At 40.9% G+C, this 17,356-nt stretch carries 18 protein-coding genes and 1 other RNA gene; 6 read left to right on the plus strand and 13 right to left on the minus strand.

What is annotated here, in order from left to right:
- The first annotated feature begins 1 nt into the window (after position 1).
- Genes J2S07_RS07175 through J2S07_RS07185 form a run of 3 tightly spaced genes read left to right on the plus strand, consistent with a single transcriptional unit; the run spans position 2 to position 1,798 of the window.
- Positions 2–208: a DUF2249 domain-containing protein gene (locus tag J2S07_RS07175; protein ID WP_307149733.1), complete on the plus strand. Its 207-nt coding sequence runs from the start codon at positions 2–4 to the stop codon at positions 206–208.
- 15 nt (positions 209–223) lie between these two features.
- Positions 224–1,468 carry a hypothetical protein gene (locus J2S07_RS07180; RefSeq protein WP_307149734.1) on the plus strand — a complete coding sequence of 415 codons (1,245 nt, stop codon included), beginning with the start codon at positions 224–226 and terminating at the stop codon, positions 1,466–1,468.
- A gap of 12 nt (positions 1,469–1,480) precedes the next feature.
- On the plus strand, positions 1,481–1,798 hold the full coding sequence (locus J2S07_RS07185; RefSeq protein WP_307149735.1) for a metal-sulfur cluster assembly factor: 318 nt from the start codon (positions 1,481–1,483) through the stop codon (positions 1,796–1,798).
- Positions 1,799–1,835: 37 nt separating this feature from the next.
- Here the strand turns inward: J2S07_RS07185 and J2S07_RS07190 are convergent, their stop codons facing one another.
- The 10 genes from J2S07_RS07190 to J2S07_RS07235 all read right to left on the minus strand — a co-directional run bounded on the left by J2S07_RS07190 (position 1,836) and on the right by J2S07_RS07235 (position 12,957).
- Positions 1,836–3,749, minus strand: coding sequence for an ATP-dependent DNA helicase (locus J2S07_RS07190; protein ID WP_307149736.1), 1,914 nt, complete (start codon positions 3,747–3,749; stop codon positions 1,836–1,838).
- Positions 3,750–3,896: 147 nt separating this feature from the next.
- Entirely contained in the window at positions 3,897–4,076 is a 180-nt protein-coding gene (locus tag J2S07_RS07195) for a hypothetical protein (protein ID WP_307149737.1), read from the minus strand.
- 104 nt (positions 4,077–4,180) lie between these two features.
- Complete coding sequence (locus J2S07_RS07200) at positions 4,181–5,326, minus strand: THUMP domain-containing class I SAM-dependent RNA methyltransferase (protein ID WP_307149738.1); 1,146 nt, start codon at positions 5,324–5,326, stop codon at positions 4,181–4,183.
- Between the two features lie 10 nt (positions 5,327–5,336).
- The gene (locus J2S07_RS07205) at positions 5,337–7,067 is read right to left on the minus strand and encodes a putative bifunctional diguanylate cyclase/phosphodiesterase (protein ID WP_307149739.1); all 1,731 of its coding nucleotides are present in this window, start codon (positions 7,065–7,067) and stop codon (positions 5,337–5,339) included.
- A gap of 247 nt (positions 7,068–7,314) precedes the next feature.
- An RNA gene (gene rnpB / locus J2S07_RS07210) (RNase P RNA component class B) lies at positions 7,315–7,706 on the minus strand.
- An 83-nt stretch (positions 7,707–7,789) separates the two neighbouring features.
- Entirely contained in the window at positions 7,790–8,098 is a 309-nt protein-coding gene (gene gpsB / locus J2S07_RS07215) for a cell division regulator GpsB (protein ID WP_307149740.1), read from the minus strand.
- A gap of 92 nt (positions 8,099–8,190) precedes the next feature.
- The gene (locus tag J2S07_RS07220) at positions 8,191–8,754 is read right to left on the minus strand and encodes an SLOG family protein (protein ID WP_307149741.1); all 564 of its coding nucleotides are present in this window, start codon (positions 8,752–8,754) and stop codon (positions 8,191–8,193) included.
- A 90-nt stretch (positions 8,755–8,844) separates the two neighbouring features.
- Complete coding sequence (locus tag J2S07_RS07225; RefSeq protein WP_307149742.1) at positions 8,845–9,099, minus strand: CotD family spore coat protein; 255 nt, start codon at positions 9,097–9,099, stop codon at positions 8,845–8,847.
- Between the two features lie 304 nt (positions 9,100–9,403).
- A complete protein-coding gene (locus J2S07_RS07230; protein ID WP_307149743.1) occupies positions 9,404–10,666 on the minus strand; it encodes a ribonuclease H-like domain-containing protein in 1,263 nt (420 codons plus the stop codon).
- 20 nt (positions 10,667–10,686) lie between these two features.
- Positions 10,687–12,957 (minus strand): DEAD/DEAH box helicase, encoded by a 2,271-nt coding sequence (locus J2S07_RS07235; RefSeq protein WP_307149744.1) that lies wholly within the window; start codon positions 12,955–12,957, stop codon positions 10,687–10,689.
- A 167-nt stretch (positions 12,958–13,124) separates the two neighbouring features.
- On the opposite strand from J2S07_RS07235, the gene J2S07_RS07240 reads away from it, so the two are divergent.
- Positions 13,125–13,817: a Crp/Fnr family transcriptional regulator gene (locus J2S07_RS07240; RefSeq protein WP_307149745.1), complete on the plus strand. Its 693-nt coding sequence runs from the start codon at positions 13,125–13,127 to the stop codon at positions 13,815–13,817.
- A 109-nt stretch (positions 13,818–13,926) separates the two neighbouring features.
- On the opposite strand, the gene hcp is transcribed toward J2S07_RS07240, so the two are convergent.
- Positions 13,927–15,216 carry a hydroxylamine reductase gene (gene hcp / locus J2S07_RS07245; protein ID WP_307149746.1) on the minus strand — a complete coding sequence of 430 codons (1,290 nt, stop codon included), beginning with the start codon at positions 15,214–15,216 and terminating at the stop codon, positions 13,927–13,929.
- Positions 15,217–15,431: 215 nt separating this feature from the next.
- Here hcp and J2S07_RS07250 point away from each other — a divergent pair, with 215 nt between their 5' ends.
- Positions 15,432–15,896 (plus strand): Hsp20/alpha crystallin family protein, encoded by a 465-nt coding sequence (locus J2S07_RS07250; protein WP_307149747.1) that lies wholly within the window; start codon positions 15,432–15,434, stop codon positions 15,894–15,896.
- Between the two features lie 31 nt (positions 15,897–15,927).
- On the opposite strand, the gene J2S07_RS07255 is transcribed toward J2S07_RS07250, so the two are convergent.
- Positions 15,928–16,491, minus strand: a complete 564-nt coding sequence (locus J2S07_RS07255) for a YppG family protein (RefSeq protein ID WP_307149748.1) — start codon at positions 16,489–16,491, stop codon at positions 15,928–15,930.
- 219 nt (positions 16,492–16,710) lie between these two features.
- Here J2S07_RS07255 and yppF point away from each other — a divergent pair, with 219 nt between their 5' ends.
- Positions 16,711–16,920 (plus strand): YppF family protein, encoded by a 210-nt coding sequence (yppF, locus tag J2S07_RS07260; RefSeq protein ID WP_307149749.1) that lies wholly within the window; start codon positions 16,711–16,713, stop codon positions 16,918–16,920.
- Positions 16,921–16,955: 35 nt separating this feature from the next.
- Here the strand turns inward: yppF and J2S07_RS07265 are convergent, their stop codons facing one another.
- Positions 16,956–17,318 carry a YppE family protein gene (locus J2S07_RS07265; protein ID WP_307149750.1) on the minus strand — a complete coding sequence of 121 codons (363 nt, stop codon included), beginning with the start codon at positions 17,316–17,318 and terminating at the stop codon, positions 16,956–16,958.
- Between the last annotated feature and the right edge of the window lie 38 nt (positions 17,319–17,356).

Here is a 17,356-nt window from a genome sequence, read left to right on the forward strand (position 1 = left end):
CATGATGTTGGACAATCGAGGTTTAGAACCACCACAGCCAATGATGAGAACTCTAAAGGCATTGGAAAAGCTGCAAACGGGTGAGACCTTAAAAATTATCAATGACCGCAGACCTATGTTCTTATATGAACAATTAGATGAATTAGGCTATAAGCATACCACTGAACCGAATGAGGATGGTAGCTATACGATTGAAATCACGAAATAAGGACAGTGAGATGACATGATACCACAAAATATGGGTAGCGAAACAAATATTAAACTACCTTTTTCCTTCATATTGTTTAGCATCATTGCGATCGTTGGCTCTCAAATCATTCTTCTTTTTCAAGGGGAAGCCCTTCTAAATGGGAGTTTTCGGATCCCGGCCATTTGGTCAGCCGCCCATTTGTTTATACTGGGCTGGGCTCTAATGATTGCAATGGGAGCGATGTATCAGCTTGTACCTGTAGCCTTTCTAACGCCGATTTGGAACGAAAAATTTGGGTTTATTCAATTTACTGTGACCGCAGTTGGGATTGTGTGGTTTGCCATCACCCTTTATGCAGCGCCCCAAAGCGCACTTATCCCTGGTATCGTGATGCTCTTAGGGATTCTTATGTTTCTTTTGCAGATGTGGATGACCTTAAGAAAACAAGCGAAACCGAATATCCTAACCCTTTTCGTTGGCACCGCGTTAATTTGTCTGTTCTTAACGATCCTGATCGGAATTACGATGGTTGTCAGCATGAGAACAGGCTTTGCCAAAGACCATTATTCGTTCCTATTCCATAGCCACCTGCTTCTAGGGACTGCTGGATGGTTTACACTATTAATCTTTGGATTTTCCTATAAAATGGCACCAATGTTCTCGCTTGCCCATGGCTTTGCAATGAAGCTAGCGGGTTATGTGTACAGCTTTTATATGTCAGGTTTGGTTTTCATGGTAGGCTCCTTCGCCCTTGATCAACCACTTTTACTAAAAGGTGGATTGCTTTTCTTACTTATCGGTTTTAGCCTTTTTGCCTACCATGTTTATACCATTATTCAAAAAAGAATCAAGAAAAAGCTCGATCGCCCATTTAGCTTTGCCTTGCTTGCGATCATCTTTGGAGAGGTGATTCACCTACTAGCATTTTTAGCCGCTTTGTCGAACCATTTTACAAGCTTCATTGGTCCTTTAATGGTTGCCTATTTAATGCTCTGGATTGCCTTTAGCATTATTGGGTATTTGTATAAAATTGTTCCATTCCTGTGGTGGACTCATAAGTATTCGAAGGTGATAGGGAAAAAAGATGTTCCTTCCTTGAAGGACATGATGAACGAGAAAATTGCTCTGCCGCTCTTTATTGCTTTTACGATTGGGGTATTGGCCGTTGCCATTGGACTGGTGTTAAAAATTAGTATTCTTTTCTATATCGGTCAATCCATCGTTACTTTGGCGGCAGTGATTTTTGGTGCTGTGATTATGAGCGTGATGAAAAAATAGGAGGGATTCACGATGAATCTACAAGAACAAGTAGCACTTATCGAAAAAATTCGTACAAACTTGAAAAGAGTCTATGACCCTGAATTAAATATTAATGTAGTGGACCTAGGATTGATCTATGATATTTCCTTGCTTGAGGACCGGATCGCAGCGATTACGATGACTCTGACAACTCCAGGCTGCCCGCTTCATGACAGTATCGTAAGTGGTGTAAGATATTGTGTTGAAGAAATGGAAGAGATTGATGAGGTGGACGTACAGCTCGTTTGGGAGCCAGCATGGACTCCTGAAAGGATGACAGAGGATGGCTTAAGGGCCATTGGCAGATAAAGGAGAGAGACAGCCGGCGGGCTGTCTCTTCTTTTGTTTAGATAGTAACTTCCGTCGGTAAAACCTGTTTTATTTTTTCAATCGTTTGCTGATCGATGTCCTCATTGATCAATATGTGAACCTTCCCTTTATCCTCATGGGTCCGAATGAGGCGACCGATGCCTTGTCTCAGGCGAAGAATCATATAAGGCATGTCCACTTCTTCAAACGGATCGTCGGTTCCTTCCCGCTTGGTCGTAAAGACAGGGTCATAAGGCGGGAACGGCAGGTCAAAGATGATGACATTTTCTAGAGATGGTCCAGGAACATCGAGCCCCTCCCATAGATGAGTCGTGCAAAGAACAGAAGCCTCGTCATTTTGAAAATGAGACACCAATGTACTGATTTCAGCATCCCCTTCAAAATATAGAGGAAAATTGGTTTTTCCTACAGCATATTCCTTAAAGTTCACCATATCCTCGTCGTTCGTAAAGAGTACAAGACCTCTCCCATTTGACGCCTGCAAGCTTTCTAATGTATAGGCGAGCTTCTCCTCTAGGCCGTTTGAGAAAACAGGCATTCTGATCTCCATATTCTCATCATAATCAAATGGAGAAGCAACAGAGAACGAAAGATAATCCTTAATTCCAAGGCTGCCTGCAATATACTCAAAGGAGCCATTTTCAGAAAGGGTAGCAGATGAAAAAACAAATGGTTTTCTTTGTGAAAAGACTTCTTCTCTCAAGATGTCCTCAACCATTCTCGGCATGATGACTAAGGTTCTCTCTTCGTTGTTTTCCTCAAACCAAATGATCCCCTTTAATTCCTTAAGAAAAAGAGATAAAGAATACGTAATCTGTTCTAAATACTCTTCCACAATTTTGAGATCATATTCGTTTATGACATACATTTCGCTTTCAAAAACAAGCTCTTCCTCAAGGGATAACAGAAGCTGCTGTAGGTTTTTGCCACAGCTCAGGACCTCCCTTGTCTTCACTACAGCTTGTTTATCTGAATCTGTACTTTTTACAGATGTATGTGCTAATGCTTGAAAAAACCGTTCATTTTCAACGAGGGCTTCATCGATAATATGAAGGGTCCTCTCCCGCACATTATTCTCCATTAGTCTCGTGAGGAGTGTTTCCAATGTCAGCTCTGAAAAGCGATAGGTTAGTGCCTTTTGACTGGCATATTCAAGCAGATGTCCCTCATCAAAGACCACGCAGGAGCTCTCTGGCAATAGCGGCAATTGGCCTTCTCTTTTGCGAGATTCCTTTGTCCATACATGCTCCATATAGAAATCATGGGAGCAAATGATTAAATCTCTGGCATTACGGTAATAGTCTCGATGAAGGGTTTGGCCGCAGCGATGCCTTTGGTCACAGGTAAAGCAATCCTGCAAGGGGTCCCAGCCTATCCCGGCCCACTCCTCATTCGTTAATTCAGGGTAATCCTTTCTATCTCCATAATGCCGGTAGGATTGCATGGAAGATTCTTGATGGACAAAATCAGGGAGACTGTCATACACGGTGCTAAAAGGCTCACCCTCTGTGACCAACTTGTCTAGCTTATTAAGACAAAGGTATTGATCCCTGGATTTTGCAAGACGGACATCGATATTGAGATCCAACGCTTTTTCAAGCCGGGCAATGTCCCCTTCTTTTTTTACCAATTGTTCTATGAGGGTTTCGTCAGCACAGGCAATGATAGCCGGCTTATTCGTATATCGAGCATAACAAATGGCGTATAGGAGGTAGACAATCGTCTTTCCTGTTCCGACTCCTGCCTCTGCAAAAATAACCTTCTTTTCCTTAAATGCCTTTTCTAACTGAAAGGCCATATAGATCTGCTCATCCCTTAGCTCAAATCCCGCCTCTGGCAAAATGTCGTAAAACACATCACCGATCCATTCTCCTAACTTATCTATAAAGGTTTCTGACTTCGAAACCGAAAAAGGTAACCTCGTTTGCATCGTATCCTCCCTAACTCACTGTCCACCCCACGTGGACAAATTTACCTATTTGTCTACTGGCGGTACCAGGTACCATCAAGAAAAAGAAAAAAGACTGCCTCTTGTTTGATTCGAGAGTCAGCCCCCTTCTTTTATGGTTTTGTCGTCCTATTGTCCGTTTATATGAGACATGGAAAATGACAAGGCTCGCTTTAATTCTTCTCGAGCATTTATCAGCTGTTCTCTCGCAAGACGATGGGATGTTTCATCCCCCTCATGTCCAAGCGCTTCAATAGAAACAGCTAGAGCACGTTCAATCGAATTAAAGTCTAAAATAGAATACCTCATTGTCAATCCTCCATCTCCATTTTTGATATGGCTCTTCCACATAACCATAATCCGTTAGAAAGAGCCTTTCATAACAATAGTATTCTATTCAAAATTTACTGCGTTTATTCCCTGTTGTTTCTTGGAGGTCTCTTTCCCCAATATTGATAGTAGTCTGTCTTGATGAAGCCGTTAAAGAGCTTTCTCTTTTTAGTCGCTGGTTTCCCGTAGCAAGCTTCAAAATTCTCGTTTGAGGTCAGTATGTAGACAGACCAGGTCTCATATGGTGCGAGCGCCCGCCCCATTTCTCGATACATGTTCTCGACAGCTTCCTTTTCACCCAGTCTTTCTCCATAGGGTGGATTCCCTACAATGACGCCATATTCCTTCGTCGTGTGGAAATCCCTTACCTGCATTTGTTTGAAGGTAATCAGGTCACCGAGCCCAGCCTCAAATGCATTTTCACTCGCAATTTTGACCATCCGATGATCGAGATCAGAACCGGTAATGTCTAACGGCTGATCATAGTTTGCTAAATCCTCCGCTTCATTCCTTCCTTCTTCCCATGTTTGCTCTGAAATCCACTCCCAGGCCTCTGATACAAATTCACGATTAAAGCCAGGTGCAATGTTCTGACCCATTAACGCTGCTTCGATCGGAATCGTACCTGACCCGCAAAAAGGATCAACAAAGGGGCGTTCCGGGGTCCAATTCGTTAACATGATAAGAGCCGCCGCCAGCGTTTCCTTAATTGGCGCCTCCCCTTGACCTGCCCGATAGCCTCTTTTATGTAGTCCAGCACCAGAACAATCAATACTGATTAGTGCCGTATCTTTGAGCAACGAAACCTCAATCTTAAAAAGAGGTCCATTTTCTTCAAACCAGCCTGTTTTTTTATATTTATTTCTTAATCTTTCTACGATCGCTTTCTTGACAATCGCCTGACAATCAGAAACACTAAATAATTTGGATTTTACAGATTTCCCTGATACAGGAAATTCAGCATTTTCAGGAAGAAATTGCTCCCATGGTAGAGCCTTCGTTTTTTCAAAAAGCTCATCAAAGGTCGTTGCCTTGAACTCCCCGACCTTCAGCTTGATTCTATCTGCTGTTCTAAGCCAAAGATTACTACGGACAATCGCCAGCTCGTCCCCCTCAAAATTGATGCGACCATTATCGACTGTACATTCGTAGCCTAAAGCTTTTACTTCTTTTGCTACGAGAGCCTCTAATCCCATGGCAGACGTAGCAATTAGTTGATATTTTGACATAGCTTCACCCTTAATTTAATAGGTCTTCATCCCAATTTTCTAGAAAGTTCAGCAATTCGGGATAAGGAATCGGCTTTGTTATATAAAAGCCTTGAATTCGATCACAGTTCTCCCTGGACAGGAAGTCCATTTGCTTCTTATTTTCAACACCCTCAGCCACAATCTTCAAATTTAGGCGATGGGCAATGGAAATGATCGCTTCTACAATCGAAGAATCATCTTGATAAATTCCTAATTTTCCAATAAAACTCTTATCAATTTTTAATGTGTCAAGCGGAAAACGATTCAAATAGCTTAATGATGAATAGCCAGTTCCAAAATCATCGATGGATAGCTTAATACCAAGCTTCTTAAGCTTGACTAGCTTGCCAATGGTTTCCGATGCATTCGGCATAATCATACTCTCCGTCAGCTCGAATTCAACTGCACGTGGATCAACATTCACCTGATCAAATATGGCTTCAATTGATCTAAAAAAGGAATCATGGTTAAAGTGCAATGCTGAAATATTTATGCTAACATACATATTTGAATACCCTTTGAGATGAATATTTAAAATATCCTCACAGGCCTTCTTGATCACCCATTCACTAATTGGAATAATGAGCCCCGTTTCTTCTGCTAAAGGAATAAACTCTCCAGGTGAAACAATGCCTAGTTCCTTCTGCTTCCAGCGCACAAGAGCCTCAACACCAACGATTTGTTTTGATTTCATATCAACCTGAGGATGATAAACTAGAAAGAATTCATCATTTTCAATGGCCTTTCGTAAAAGCACTTCCATTTGCATGATCTTTGATTCATTCTTATGCATCTCGTGATGATAAAGCTCATATTGATTTTTTCCACTTGATTTTGCTTTATACATGGCCTTATCAGCATTGCGCAATAATGCCTCCATAGTAAGTCCATCAAGAGGAAAAAAACTAATTCCAATACTAGTGGAAATGTAAACTTCATGCTGGTGTAATAAAAACGAGCGGGCTAATGAATGGATGATATCCTCTGCCACATGAACGGCTTCTTTCGGATGCTTAATATTGGTGAGCACAATGACAAACTCGTCTCCACCAAGTCTAGCTATGATATCCTTGTTTTTAATCAGCCCTTTTAAACGGAGGGAAACCTCTTTGAGAAGCATATCTCCATAGCTATGGCCAAGGGTATCATTTATATGCTTGAAACGATCCAGATCAAGGAACAAAATGGCAAGCTGCTGCTTGTATTTCAAAGCAGTTTGGATCAAGCTTTCCAAACGGGTATTTAATGAATAACGATTTGCTACACCTGTCAAGGTGTCATAATGAGCTAATTTTCTTAATTTATCCTCGGTATGTTTCCTTCCGGTTAAATCGGAAAAAACAGCTACAAAATTTGTAATTTTTCCATCCTGATCGGTAATGGAACTGATCGTTAACCATTCTGGGTATACTTCCCCATTTTTTTTCTTATTCCAAATTTCACCCTTCCACTTTCCTGTACTATATATTTCCTCCCACATTACCTTGTAAAATTCTGGCCCATGAATGCCAGATTGAAACATGCTCGGATTCTTACCAAGTACTTCCTCTTCACTATATCCAGTAACGATTTCAAACGCCGGGTTTACGGATAAAATGCTCCCCTTTTCATCCGCTATGATGACACCTTCACTAATATTTTCAAGAACCTTTGCTGAGAGCTGCCTCTCATTTAGCACGTCTTTGCAACCGACTTTCCTCACTAAGTCGTCCTTCAACACAGAAAAACCTCCATTGCTGGTTTTCACTATATGCGCATTATTATTTCTAACTACATTTAACCATAAACTTATGTATGTTTAAAATGTTATGTATGTCAAATATGTTTCATTTTCGCTTTTTGGACAGATCTCAACAGAAAGTCAGAAGGGAGATGCAGCATTTGTTCATACAAGCTATAAGTTTATAAGAAAAGCTCTCCAAGACGGAGAGCTTTTTCGTATCCACTTATGCTTGTTATGAATAACGTTCTGTAAGCCATGTTTTGTACCTTCGTACTACAAGCGACTCCCGTCTTGTACTCCGGTGGTAATCATCTATCTACAGATTCAAGTGAATCTGTCCTTCTCCTCGTTCATTTCCTTAGAGAAAGTGCCCCTACCATAATTTGGGTTTCTCGCTCGCGGGGTTTACCTCGTTCCACCCTATTCATTTCTGAACAGGCTACGTCACTGTGGCACATTAAAGGTAGTCATGCCATATCCAAAGGACTTAGGCATTTTCCCTGCCGTCAGAAGATTCCTCTTCTGCCCTAGCTTATGACTTCGCTAGGCACGAACACTACAAGCATCTCAGCTTGTGCGAGCATGGACTTTCCTCTACAATTTGCTGTAAGCTCCTTGCAGCGATTACCCGAACGCTATTAACAAATGCTACATTGCTTATTATATGAAAGTTTTTAGCAAAAAGCAATGTTTAATAATGGTAAAGAGGAAGCGTCTCTTCAATCGTACAGCTTACTTCCAAATACGTGCTTTTCTAAATTTGAGAGTCTTTTCAAAATATCAAAATTAGTGGTTCCTGCAGTGCTAGCTGGTGTAGGCGCGGGCCGTTTAGAAGACTCCTCCGCAAGTCTCTTCAATCTTGCATTTTCCTGCCTAAGCTCATCAATTTCTTCTTGCATCGTTTCATAATCCTTAATGATTATATCCAAAAATTTATCAACATCTTCTGGCTTGTAACCACGCATTGCAGTTTTAAACTCTTTTTCCAATATATCCTTAGCTGTTAATCTAATTTTATCCGTAATCATGACTATCACCTCAACTACGCCAATCGTTATTCTTATTTTTTCAAATATATGTAGCTTTGTCAATTTTTCTTATGTAGGATAACATAATCAATTTAGAAATCCATCTTTTTTATCTGTTCTTCTTCCACAATCTCTTGTAAATCAAAAAAATCAATGAAATAAATTTGATAATCGTTTTGTTGTTGATAGTTTAAAGCCGACTCATACAAATATTTAGGACTTCCTTCTCGCTCCGAGTCATAGAAAAGAATAAGACCATCACTCTTTTCTAGCAAAAACTGATTCCTCAATCGAAATTGCCATGGCTTCTCATATGGTTTCTTTGTGATCGAATCCACATAATCTGCTTGCATAAGGATCGACTCATACCATTCTTTCTTCTCGTCATTCCAATTCTCCTCTTGATTAAGGAAGGGAGTAATGACAGCAAGCTGTAGCTCATGATGACCCTCATCCTGCAATTCAAACACAACCTCGGCTGCCCAAAGCTCAGTCCCTAATTGCCCGCTAATAACCACCCATTCCAGGCCATCCTCTAATAGAGAACGAATTTGTTTTTTGATGGCAGTCTTAATATAAAATATGCTCGGATGATTCATTCCAAAAATCCCTAGCTCATGAGGCTTATATCCTGATATTACAACAACCTTTGACAAACTACTAGCATACTCCTTATCATGTTTATGTTCTGTGGGGAAATTTATGTAAAAACAAGGGCAATAAAATGCCCTTGTTTCTTCTTTTTATCAAACACACGGTCCTGCTCCGAATGGCGGGCTAGGAACTACTGGCCCAGGAGGTGCAGCAAAATGTTGATGAGTAACCTCATTCACAGCTGAGTAAGACTGTGGGAAATAATGCTGATGTTGAAAATTAATATGGTTTACAGTTGTTGTATGTGTTGGATGAACGTGTGGAACGATGTTGTTCGAAAATGTTTGATTCACACAGCACTTTGTTGGATGAACAATTGTAGGCAAAATATTGGGTCTACAAAACATTAAATAATCTCCTCTCATAGTGTTATCGTTACATTAACAGCCTATGATAGAGGAGTGTATCTTGTACTAATCAATACACCTATTTTCACTGAACCGGGCTATAGTGTAAGAGATTAAAAAAAAGAATAAAAACTATCCTTCAAACTGGAAAAAATGACGGCCGTTAAGCCTATCAAAACAAAAAATAATAATAAAATGACTCTTTGCACTTCTTACCCACTCGCCTTAAATAAAGTTCCAATCATCATTTTACCTGTATTCGCTTGTTTAGACAACTAGGAAAATTATGGGGTTTCTGGGTTTTTTAATGGCTTTTTAGTTTTCTTTTTAGCCGAAATAGCCTTTTGTTTATCTCCGCTAGCTTTTGGTCGCTAGGCGGTAATTTGCTTGCCTTGAGGATGAGCAAAGCTTGCTCTGAATAACTCAGCGCTTGAGCGATATTCTTTGCCCGATGCTCAAAATATTTGGCTAGCTCGGTGCAGGCATCATAAGCCATTTGGCTAGAATCTGATAAAACAAGCTCCTCCCAAAGAACAATTGCACGCTCCCATTCCTGCTGTTTTTTTAGCTGCATGGAAAGGGCGTACTTCGCTTCGAGAGCATCTATATGCTCCCCTTCAGCTATTTCCGAGAGAATTTCCGTAGCTGCCGTTGTTTCTCCAAGTGCGGCATACCATCTCCCCACCTCAAAACCCTCCTTAACAGTTCTTTGTTCATCGATATTCAACAGTTGAAAGGTTAAATGAGTATAAAGGGTAATTAATGATAAAATATCCATTTCATTATGCTTCATAATTCCCAATATCCCATCAGGCTTCTTGCTTTCTACAAAGTCAAAATAAATCATAGGTGCCAAAAAGCCTGGTATATCATCGATTCTTTCAATGCCTAGAACCTCTTTTTCTACAATTGAGAGCTTCAAGCGGTCAAGCTTATGCTTCCAAAGCCTTCTGGCGGCATGAAATAAATCAAAATGACCAAAGGATGGAAGTCTGGGAACATGCTTGCGAATGAGCGTATGTCTTGTTTTGACCTGGGGCCAATCAAAGGCCTTGCCGTTATACGTGACAAGTGTGGTGTAGTCAATTTTCTCCAAGAAGCTCTGGTAAAGCGGAATCTCGGCACCAGGCTGCGGTAATAGATGCTGTCGTAACACAATCTTATCTCCTTGCAAGGATGCATAGCCTAATAGAAATATCGAGTTCCCGGCACCGCCACCAAGTCCTGTCGTCTCCGTGTCAAAGAAAAATAAGTCACTAGGTCGAAAGCCTTTTGCTGAGAGGGGATGATTGGAGGTGCTGCTATTCCACGCTTCCACTGCTTCAATAAATTGAGAAAACGAGTATCTACCGTATGGCTCCTCAATCGGAATTTCCTTTTCCCTTATGAAACAATAATGTTCATCGTAAAAATAAGGTTTCACTCGTTCTTTTTCCCACACATCTAGAAATGGGATTTCGAGCTTAGCGGAAGCCTCAACTTGCTTTTTGAGGAGAGGCTTCTCCTCTTTGCCCTTCTCATTTTGCAGATGGGGCTGTAAATGTTTTAGTTTCGTACGAAAAGACATTAGTTCACTTCCTATCGCTATCAAGCATGGACGAATCCTTTGAGGATGCTCTGCACATCCTGCTTGACATTTTCGCTGGATGAAGCCGTACCAATACATGACGGACAACCATCCGCACACTGACAGCGATTAATCCTCTCCATCGCTTCAGTTAATACCTGCTCGATTCCATCATAGATTTTTTCGCTTAATCCAACCCCTCCTGGATAGCGGTCATAGAAAAAGATCGTCGGCCTTTCATTATGGATGGCCTTTACCTGTGGCACCACATGAAGATCTGAGGGGTCACACATAACAAAAATAGGTGCGATAAATTTGAGTGCATGGGCCGCCCCCACTAATCCCTGCTCCATTCTTCCTTCAGACCAATTCTGCACGTCCTCCCCGATGGAAATCCAGGCAGCACTTGTATGAAGCTCCTCCTCAGGTAGACTGATTGGACCGGAGCCGATGTTTTCATGCGTGTCAAATTTTATTTTCTTAAAAATCGTTGCCTTTGCAAGAATGCTAACATCACCAAAGCCAATTTCCACTTGATTCTTGGCTCGACTCTTATCGATATTGAGAACCTTTAGTTCAACTGCAAGATTCGCATCGGTAAAATAATCAACGTCCACCTCGCGAACGAAAGCTTTCTTCTCCTCCCAGTCTAGCTTTTCAACTTGATATTGAATACCTTGATGAAGATAAATCGCTTCTTCATGCAAAAGGGTCATGGCAGAAAACCGATCCATCTCCCCTATGACCCTTACATGAGCCACATTGGATTGGTCGATAATGACGATATTCTCCTGTGAGGCCGATCGAAGACTGATATTATGAGCAGGAAAAGAATCATTCATCCAATACCACTTATCTCCGTTTTGAAATAGCACCCTTTCCTCTACGAGATACTCTAGCACTTCCTCCGTTTCAAAAGCACCAAATGCTTCCCCTTTTTGGAAGGGGAGCTCATAGGCAGCACACTTCATATGATCAATCAGGATAATCAAATTATCAGGGTTGATTCGCGCCGTTTCTGGACTTTTCGTAAAGAAATAATCAGGATGCTCTATGATATATTGATCAAGAGGGCTTGAGCTTGCGACCATGATGACAAGGGATTCGCTATGCCTACGACCAGCGCGACCGGCCTGCTGCCAGGAGCTCGCAATGGAGCCCGGATAGCCCGTCATCACACAGACCTGGAGCTGACCGATATCCACCCCTAATTCCAATGCATTCGTACTAACGACCCCGTATATGTCACCATTCCTGAGCCCCTTTTCAATCGCTCTTCTTTCCGTCGGTAAATAGCCTCCACGATAGCCCCTAATTGCCTTTGGACCAAGCTGATTTTTGACGAGCTCCTGTAAATAGGTTAGGAGAATCTCTACTCGGACGCGGCTTCTTGCAAAAACAATCGTTTGAATGCGATTTTTTAATAATTCACCCGCTAGCTTACGTACCTCGAGCGTGGCGCTTCTCCTTATATTAAGTGGCTTATTAACAATCGGTGGATTGTAAAAGAGAAAATGCTTTCTTCCACTTGGTGCACCATTATTATCGATCAGCTTCATTGGGGTACCAGTCAATGCTTCAGCAAGCCCCAATGGATTGGCAATCGTTGCAGAAGTACAGATGAAAATGGGATTGCTTCCGTAAAATCTACAAATTCTTCTTAGTCTTCGAATCACATTTGCGACATGGCTTCCGAATACGCCTCGATAAATATGGAGTTCATCAATGACCACAAATTTGAGATTCTCAAACAAGGAAACCCATTTTGTATGATGGGGTAATATGGCAGAATGAAGCATGTCTGGATTCGTGATGACAATATGGCCCGCCTTTCGAACCTTTTCACGAATCGAGCTCTCTGTATCGCCATCATATGTATAACTATTAATCATTAAATCAGCTTCTTGAATCAGTTCATTGATTTCGCTTTTCTGATCCTGGGCGAGTGCCTTCGTTGGAAAAATATATAAAGCTCTTGCTCGATCATCCTCAACAATCGACTGAAGGATAGGAAGATTGTAGCAAAGCGTCTTTCCAGATGCAGTAGGGGTTACGGCTACGATATTTTGATTCGCTCGTACCGCCTCATAGGCGGATCTTTGATGGGTATATAGCTGGTTAATGCCTCTCTTTTGCAAGGCATCAGCTAGTTTAGGGTGTATGTTTAACGGCAACTCCACCGTCTCGGCTTCTTTTTCCTCTATCGTGTGCCAATGAACGATATTCTCTTTAAATGATTCATCCAGCTTTAATTGTTTCAAAAACTCCTGTAGGCTTTTACGAACCTTCATTGGTTTCACCTCTTTTTGAATATCCCTGTCATTCTCATTCTAGCGAATAAACGTTCGAAAAAATAGACCCCTGCCCCAAAATTTTGTCCATCCCTTGCGCCTCACGAATAGAAATGACTTTTTCACTCTGGTACAATATTAATAGAAGTAAAACATTGAGGTGTATTATGAGACAGGAAGATATAAAAGAAGTATTATCTAAATTTACTCTTTTCCGAGATTTGAATGATCAAGAGCTTCAAGAAATTGTCAATATTTCCATTTCGAGAGAATTTAAAAAGGGCACGCATGTTTTTATGCAGGACGATAATTTAGAAAATGTGTATTTTATCTACGACGGCAAAATCAAAATTTATAAAAGTGACATTGCGGGCAAGGAGCAAATCGTCAACTTTCTTAAAAACGGAGAAATGTTTCCCCATGTCGGCTTTTTTAGAAAAGGAGGATATCCCGCTTTTTCTGAGGTGATTGAGGATGCCACCCTTGTCGTAGTACCGATTTCTCAGTTTGAAAATGTTCTCATCGAAAATCCAGAGCTTTGCATTAAGGTATTCAAGGTGCTAGGTGAAAAGATTGTCGACTTGCAGGAGCGCCTCGAGGCCCAAGTCCTAAATAATACGTATGAGCAGATTATTAAGCTTCTCGTTCGCCTCGGGAGAAGCCATGGGCAAGAGCTGGAGGATGGAACCATTTGCTTAAAAGGGGAATTCACCAATAAAGATTTGGCCAATATGATCGGGACTACTCGTGAAACCGTTAGTCGAACCTTAACGAAGATGAAGAAGGAAGGAAAAATTGAGGTTGACGCTAAAGGGAATATGCTGTTCGATCCCGATGAGCTTTTGGATGAAATTATTTAAGAAAGGGTTTCACTACACAACAAGCGGACCAAAAATGGTCCGCTTGTTTTATATCTCTAATCAATCTCCATTTTTTTCAAAAATTGTTTGCAGAATTAATACACTAAAATTAGTTGCCAAGCATTGCTGCCATGTCTTCTTGTGCAGTGCCGATTAATTTCAAGTTAAATGTTTCCTGAAGGACATTCATAACCCCTTCTGAAATGAATTCAGGTGGTTTTGGTCCAATGCGGATATCTTGAATGCCTAAGCTAAATAAGCCAAGAAGAATCGCAACGGCTTTTTGCTCGAACCAAGATAGAACAATGCTTACAGGCAATTCATTGATTTCACATTCAAACGCTTCTGCTAATGCTTTCGCAATTTTTACAGTCGAACCTGAGTTATTACATTGTCCAAGGTCGATATAGCGTGGAATATCAGTTCCTGGGACTGTACCGTAATCGACATCGTTGAAGCGGAATTTACCACATGAAGTTGTAAGGATCACGGTTTCAGGAGGCAATGAAGTCGCAAGCTCACGGTAGTATTCCCCACCCTTACCAGGTGCGTCACAGCCAGCAATGACGAAGAAACGTTTGATTTTGCCTTCCTTAACAGCTGCAATAACTTCAGGTGCTAGGCCTAGTACTGTTTCATGGTGGAAGCCTGTAAGTAATGTTTCTTCAGAATCGATGTAAGCCTCAGGTAATTCAAGAGCTCTTTCAATAAGTGGTGTGAAATCATCGTTCACAATCTTTTGGACATTTTCAAGTCCTGCTACTTCGTAGGAGAACATTCTGTCCGCATAAGAGCCTTTAATTGGCATTACACAGTTTGTAGTCGCAAGGATAGCGCCGTTGAATTTTTCAAATAAGCGTCTTTGATCATACCATGCTTTTCCTAGGTTCCCTTTAAGATGAGAATACTTCTTCAATGCAGGGTATCCATGGGCTGGCAGCATCTCAGAGTGAGTATAAATATTGATGCCCTTGCCCTCTGTTTGCTTTAATAGCTCCTCTAGAGCGAAGAGATTATGCCCTGTTACAATAATCGCTTTCCCCTCTACCTTATTTTGTGATACGCGAATAGGCTCTGGAATACCTAGACGTTTCGTATGGGCTTCATCCAGTACCTCCATCATGCGTACAGCTGCACTGCCCACCTTCATCGCCATATCAATATGCTCTTGCACATTAAAGTTTGAGTTTGTAAGTGTCATATAAAGAGCTTCATGTGTAGTTGCGTCAACAAAAGGATCCGTAGCGCCTAATTGATTCGCATGGGTGCGATAAGCGGCAATACCCTTCAATCCAAAAATAATCGTATCTTGTAAGCTGGCAATTGTTTCATCTTTTCCACATACACCAACAACCTTACATCCCCCTGCTGGTGTTTGCTCACATTGGTAGCAGAACATATTATGAAATCCCCTCTCTATTAACTAGTACTGTAACAGCATACCTATCTCCCATTTTTTTCTGAGTGATCTAGATCACATCTAAATCATCGTTCAAGAATTGTTCAAAATATCACAATGGATTGTTTACTTTTTTGTCAAATATTCCATAAATCTTTAACACGAAATTAATAGGTGAATAGACTGTATTGATTAATATTATTGGGGGGAATCATATGTCTAGCAAGCTACCCGAGAACAAGGGGAAAAATCAGGAGCCTTTTAATGAATTTAGAACGATGATGAACGAGTTCTTTCACATGAGACCTGTCAAGGGTTTCCTACAAAGCATCGATGAATTCTTTCAAATGCCACTGCCTTCCTTTCCAGTTCAATTGCGGGAGACAGATGATGAACAAGTCATTATTGCCGAGCTACCAGGAATCAAGCGTGAACAGATCAGCATTGATGTACTGGAAAGATCCATCACCATTTCTGTGAAAAATACGGAAGAAATTATCGAAGAAAATGAGTCTGAAAATTATTATAAAAAGAGTAAATCGATGCAACAAATGACTAGAAATATATACTTAGGCCAGCCAATTGATGAAAAGAGAGTAAAAGCCACTTATCAAAATGGATTATTGAAAATTCGTGTTCCTAAGCAAAAAGGAAAAAAGATTGATATATACGAGAATTAAAAAACGACCAGTGCCGGTCGTTTTTTTACATTTAGACTTTGAATATTCCCCCTAATCCTTTGACGAGCCCTGAAACCTGGGTTACCGCATTCATCATTTGCCCGGCTGTATCCAGCATTTTATTTAGGTCGAGGTTTCCGTCCTGTGTTTTGAATGAGTTCATGATGGAATTAACCCCAGATGGTGGGCGGTTGACGAGGCTCGGCTTTGGGTATGGATGCATATAGGGATAGGGGTTAGCTGCGAGTGCTTGATTCATTCCCCCGCCCTGATTTTTCTTCGGCTGCAATGGATTTTGAAGGATCCATTCAGCAGGATAATTTTGATCGCCAGTGTAATTTTGATTGCCATTAACCCCTTGTTGCCATTGAGGATTCCCCCAATAGCCTGGATGGGCTCCATTTTGATTAGCCATCGCATTCATATCTTGGCCAAACGGATATCCCATATACATCGGTGAAGGAAAATAGGGATTGACATGATGGGGATTTCTCTGAAAGCTACCTCCTTGATTGACTCCCATTTGGTACGGATTCGCAATAGGCATGGGAGGGATAAAATACGATTGACCACTTCTTCTTAATTGTCCAAACAAATGAAGATCCCCTCCTTGTTTAAGCACACTTAATATAATTTATGAATCAATCGCCTACATGTGAATATTAAAAACCTGTCAGTTATTGCGAGATACTGTCGGAAGTTTTAATATTTAAAAAATTAACTAGAGATTTACTTTCGTGTTACGATAAAACGTAGAAAAAGATTATAAACAAGCTATATAGCGAACAAATTAGGGGATGGGGAGGATTTTCTTATGTATGTTCACGATCTTCAGGAAAGATTTTCACACCATAAGCAATACCGTACAGAAGATGTAAATGAGTTATTAGACTTTGCGAAAAAAGCCTATATCTTTAATGAAATTTCTTCTAGTGAATACAAGAAGCTTGTTCGTGAGCTAGAATCACAAGGTGCCAAAATGCCTAGTGATGAGAATGAAGAACAGTCCCATGTTAATCAATAACCCTGCAATTTTGGAGCTCCTTGAAGGAGCTTTTTTTATTGTTCCAAGCATTCAATTAATGAAGTAAGGATAAAACGAACCGATTGCAAATAATTAATAAATCGGGTCCTGCTGGTGTCTGGGAAAAAAGCTTGTACTGACAGCAATTCCATTTGCTCTGAGGCTGATTCAATTTGCTTTTCATGCAAGTGCTTTGGCTTATTTTCCCTTATCCATGTGAGCGCTAGCGGCCTCCACCTTTCATTCACTGCTTTTACATCATCAGCAAAAGGCTTCACCTCAGTATAAAAATCCCCTTTTTGCTGACTTTCCTTAGACTTCTCAAAGGTCTTCGAGCAGTCATCCGTATAGTTCAAAAGCTTCTTTGTTAAATCCAATAACAGCACAGATTGTTCCAATAACGACACCCTCTTTCAAACAAAAAATAAAGTAGCTC

This window comes from Anoxybacillus andreesenii (assembly GCF_030813005.1).
Classification (GTDB): Bacteria; Bacillota; Bacilli; order Bacillales; family Cytobacillaceae; genus Robertmurraya; species Robertmurraya andreesenii.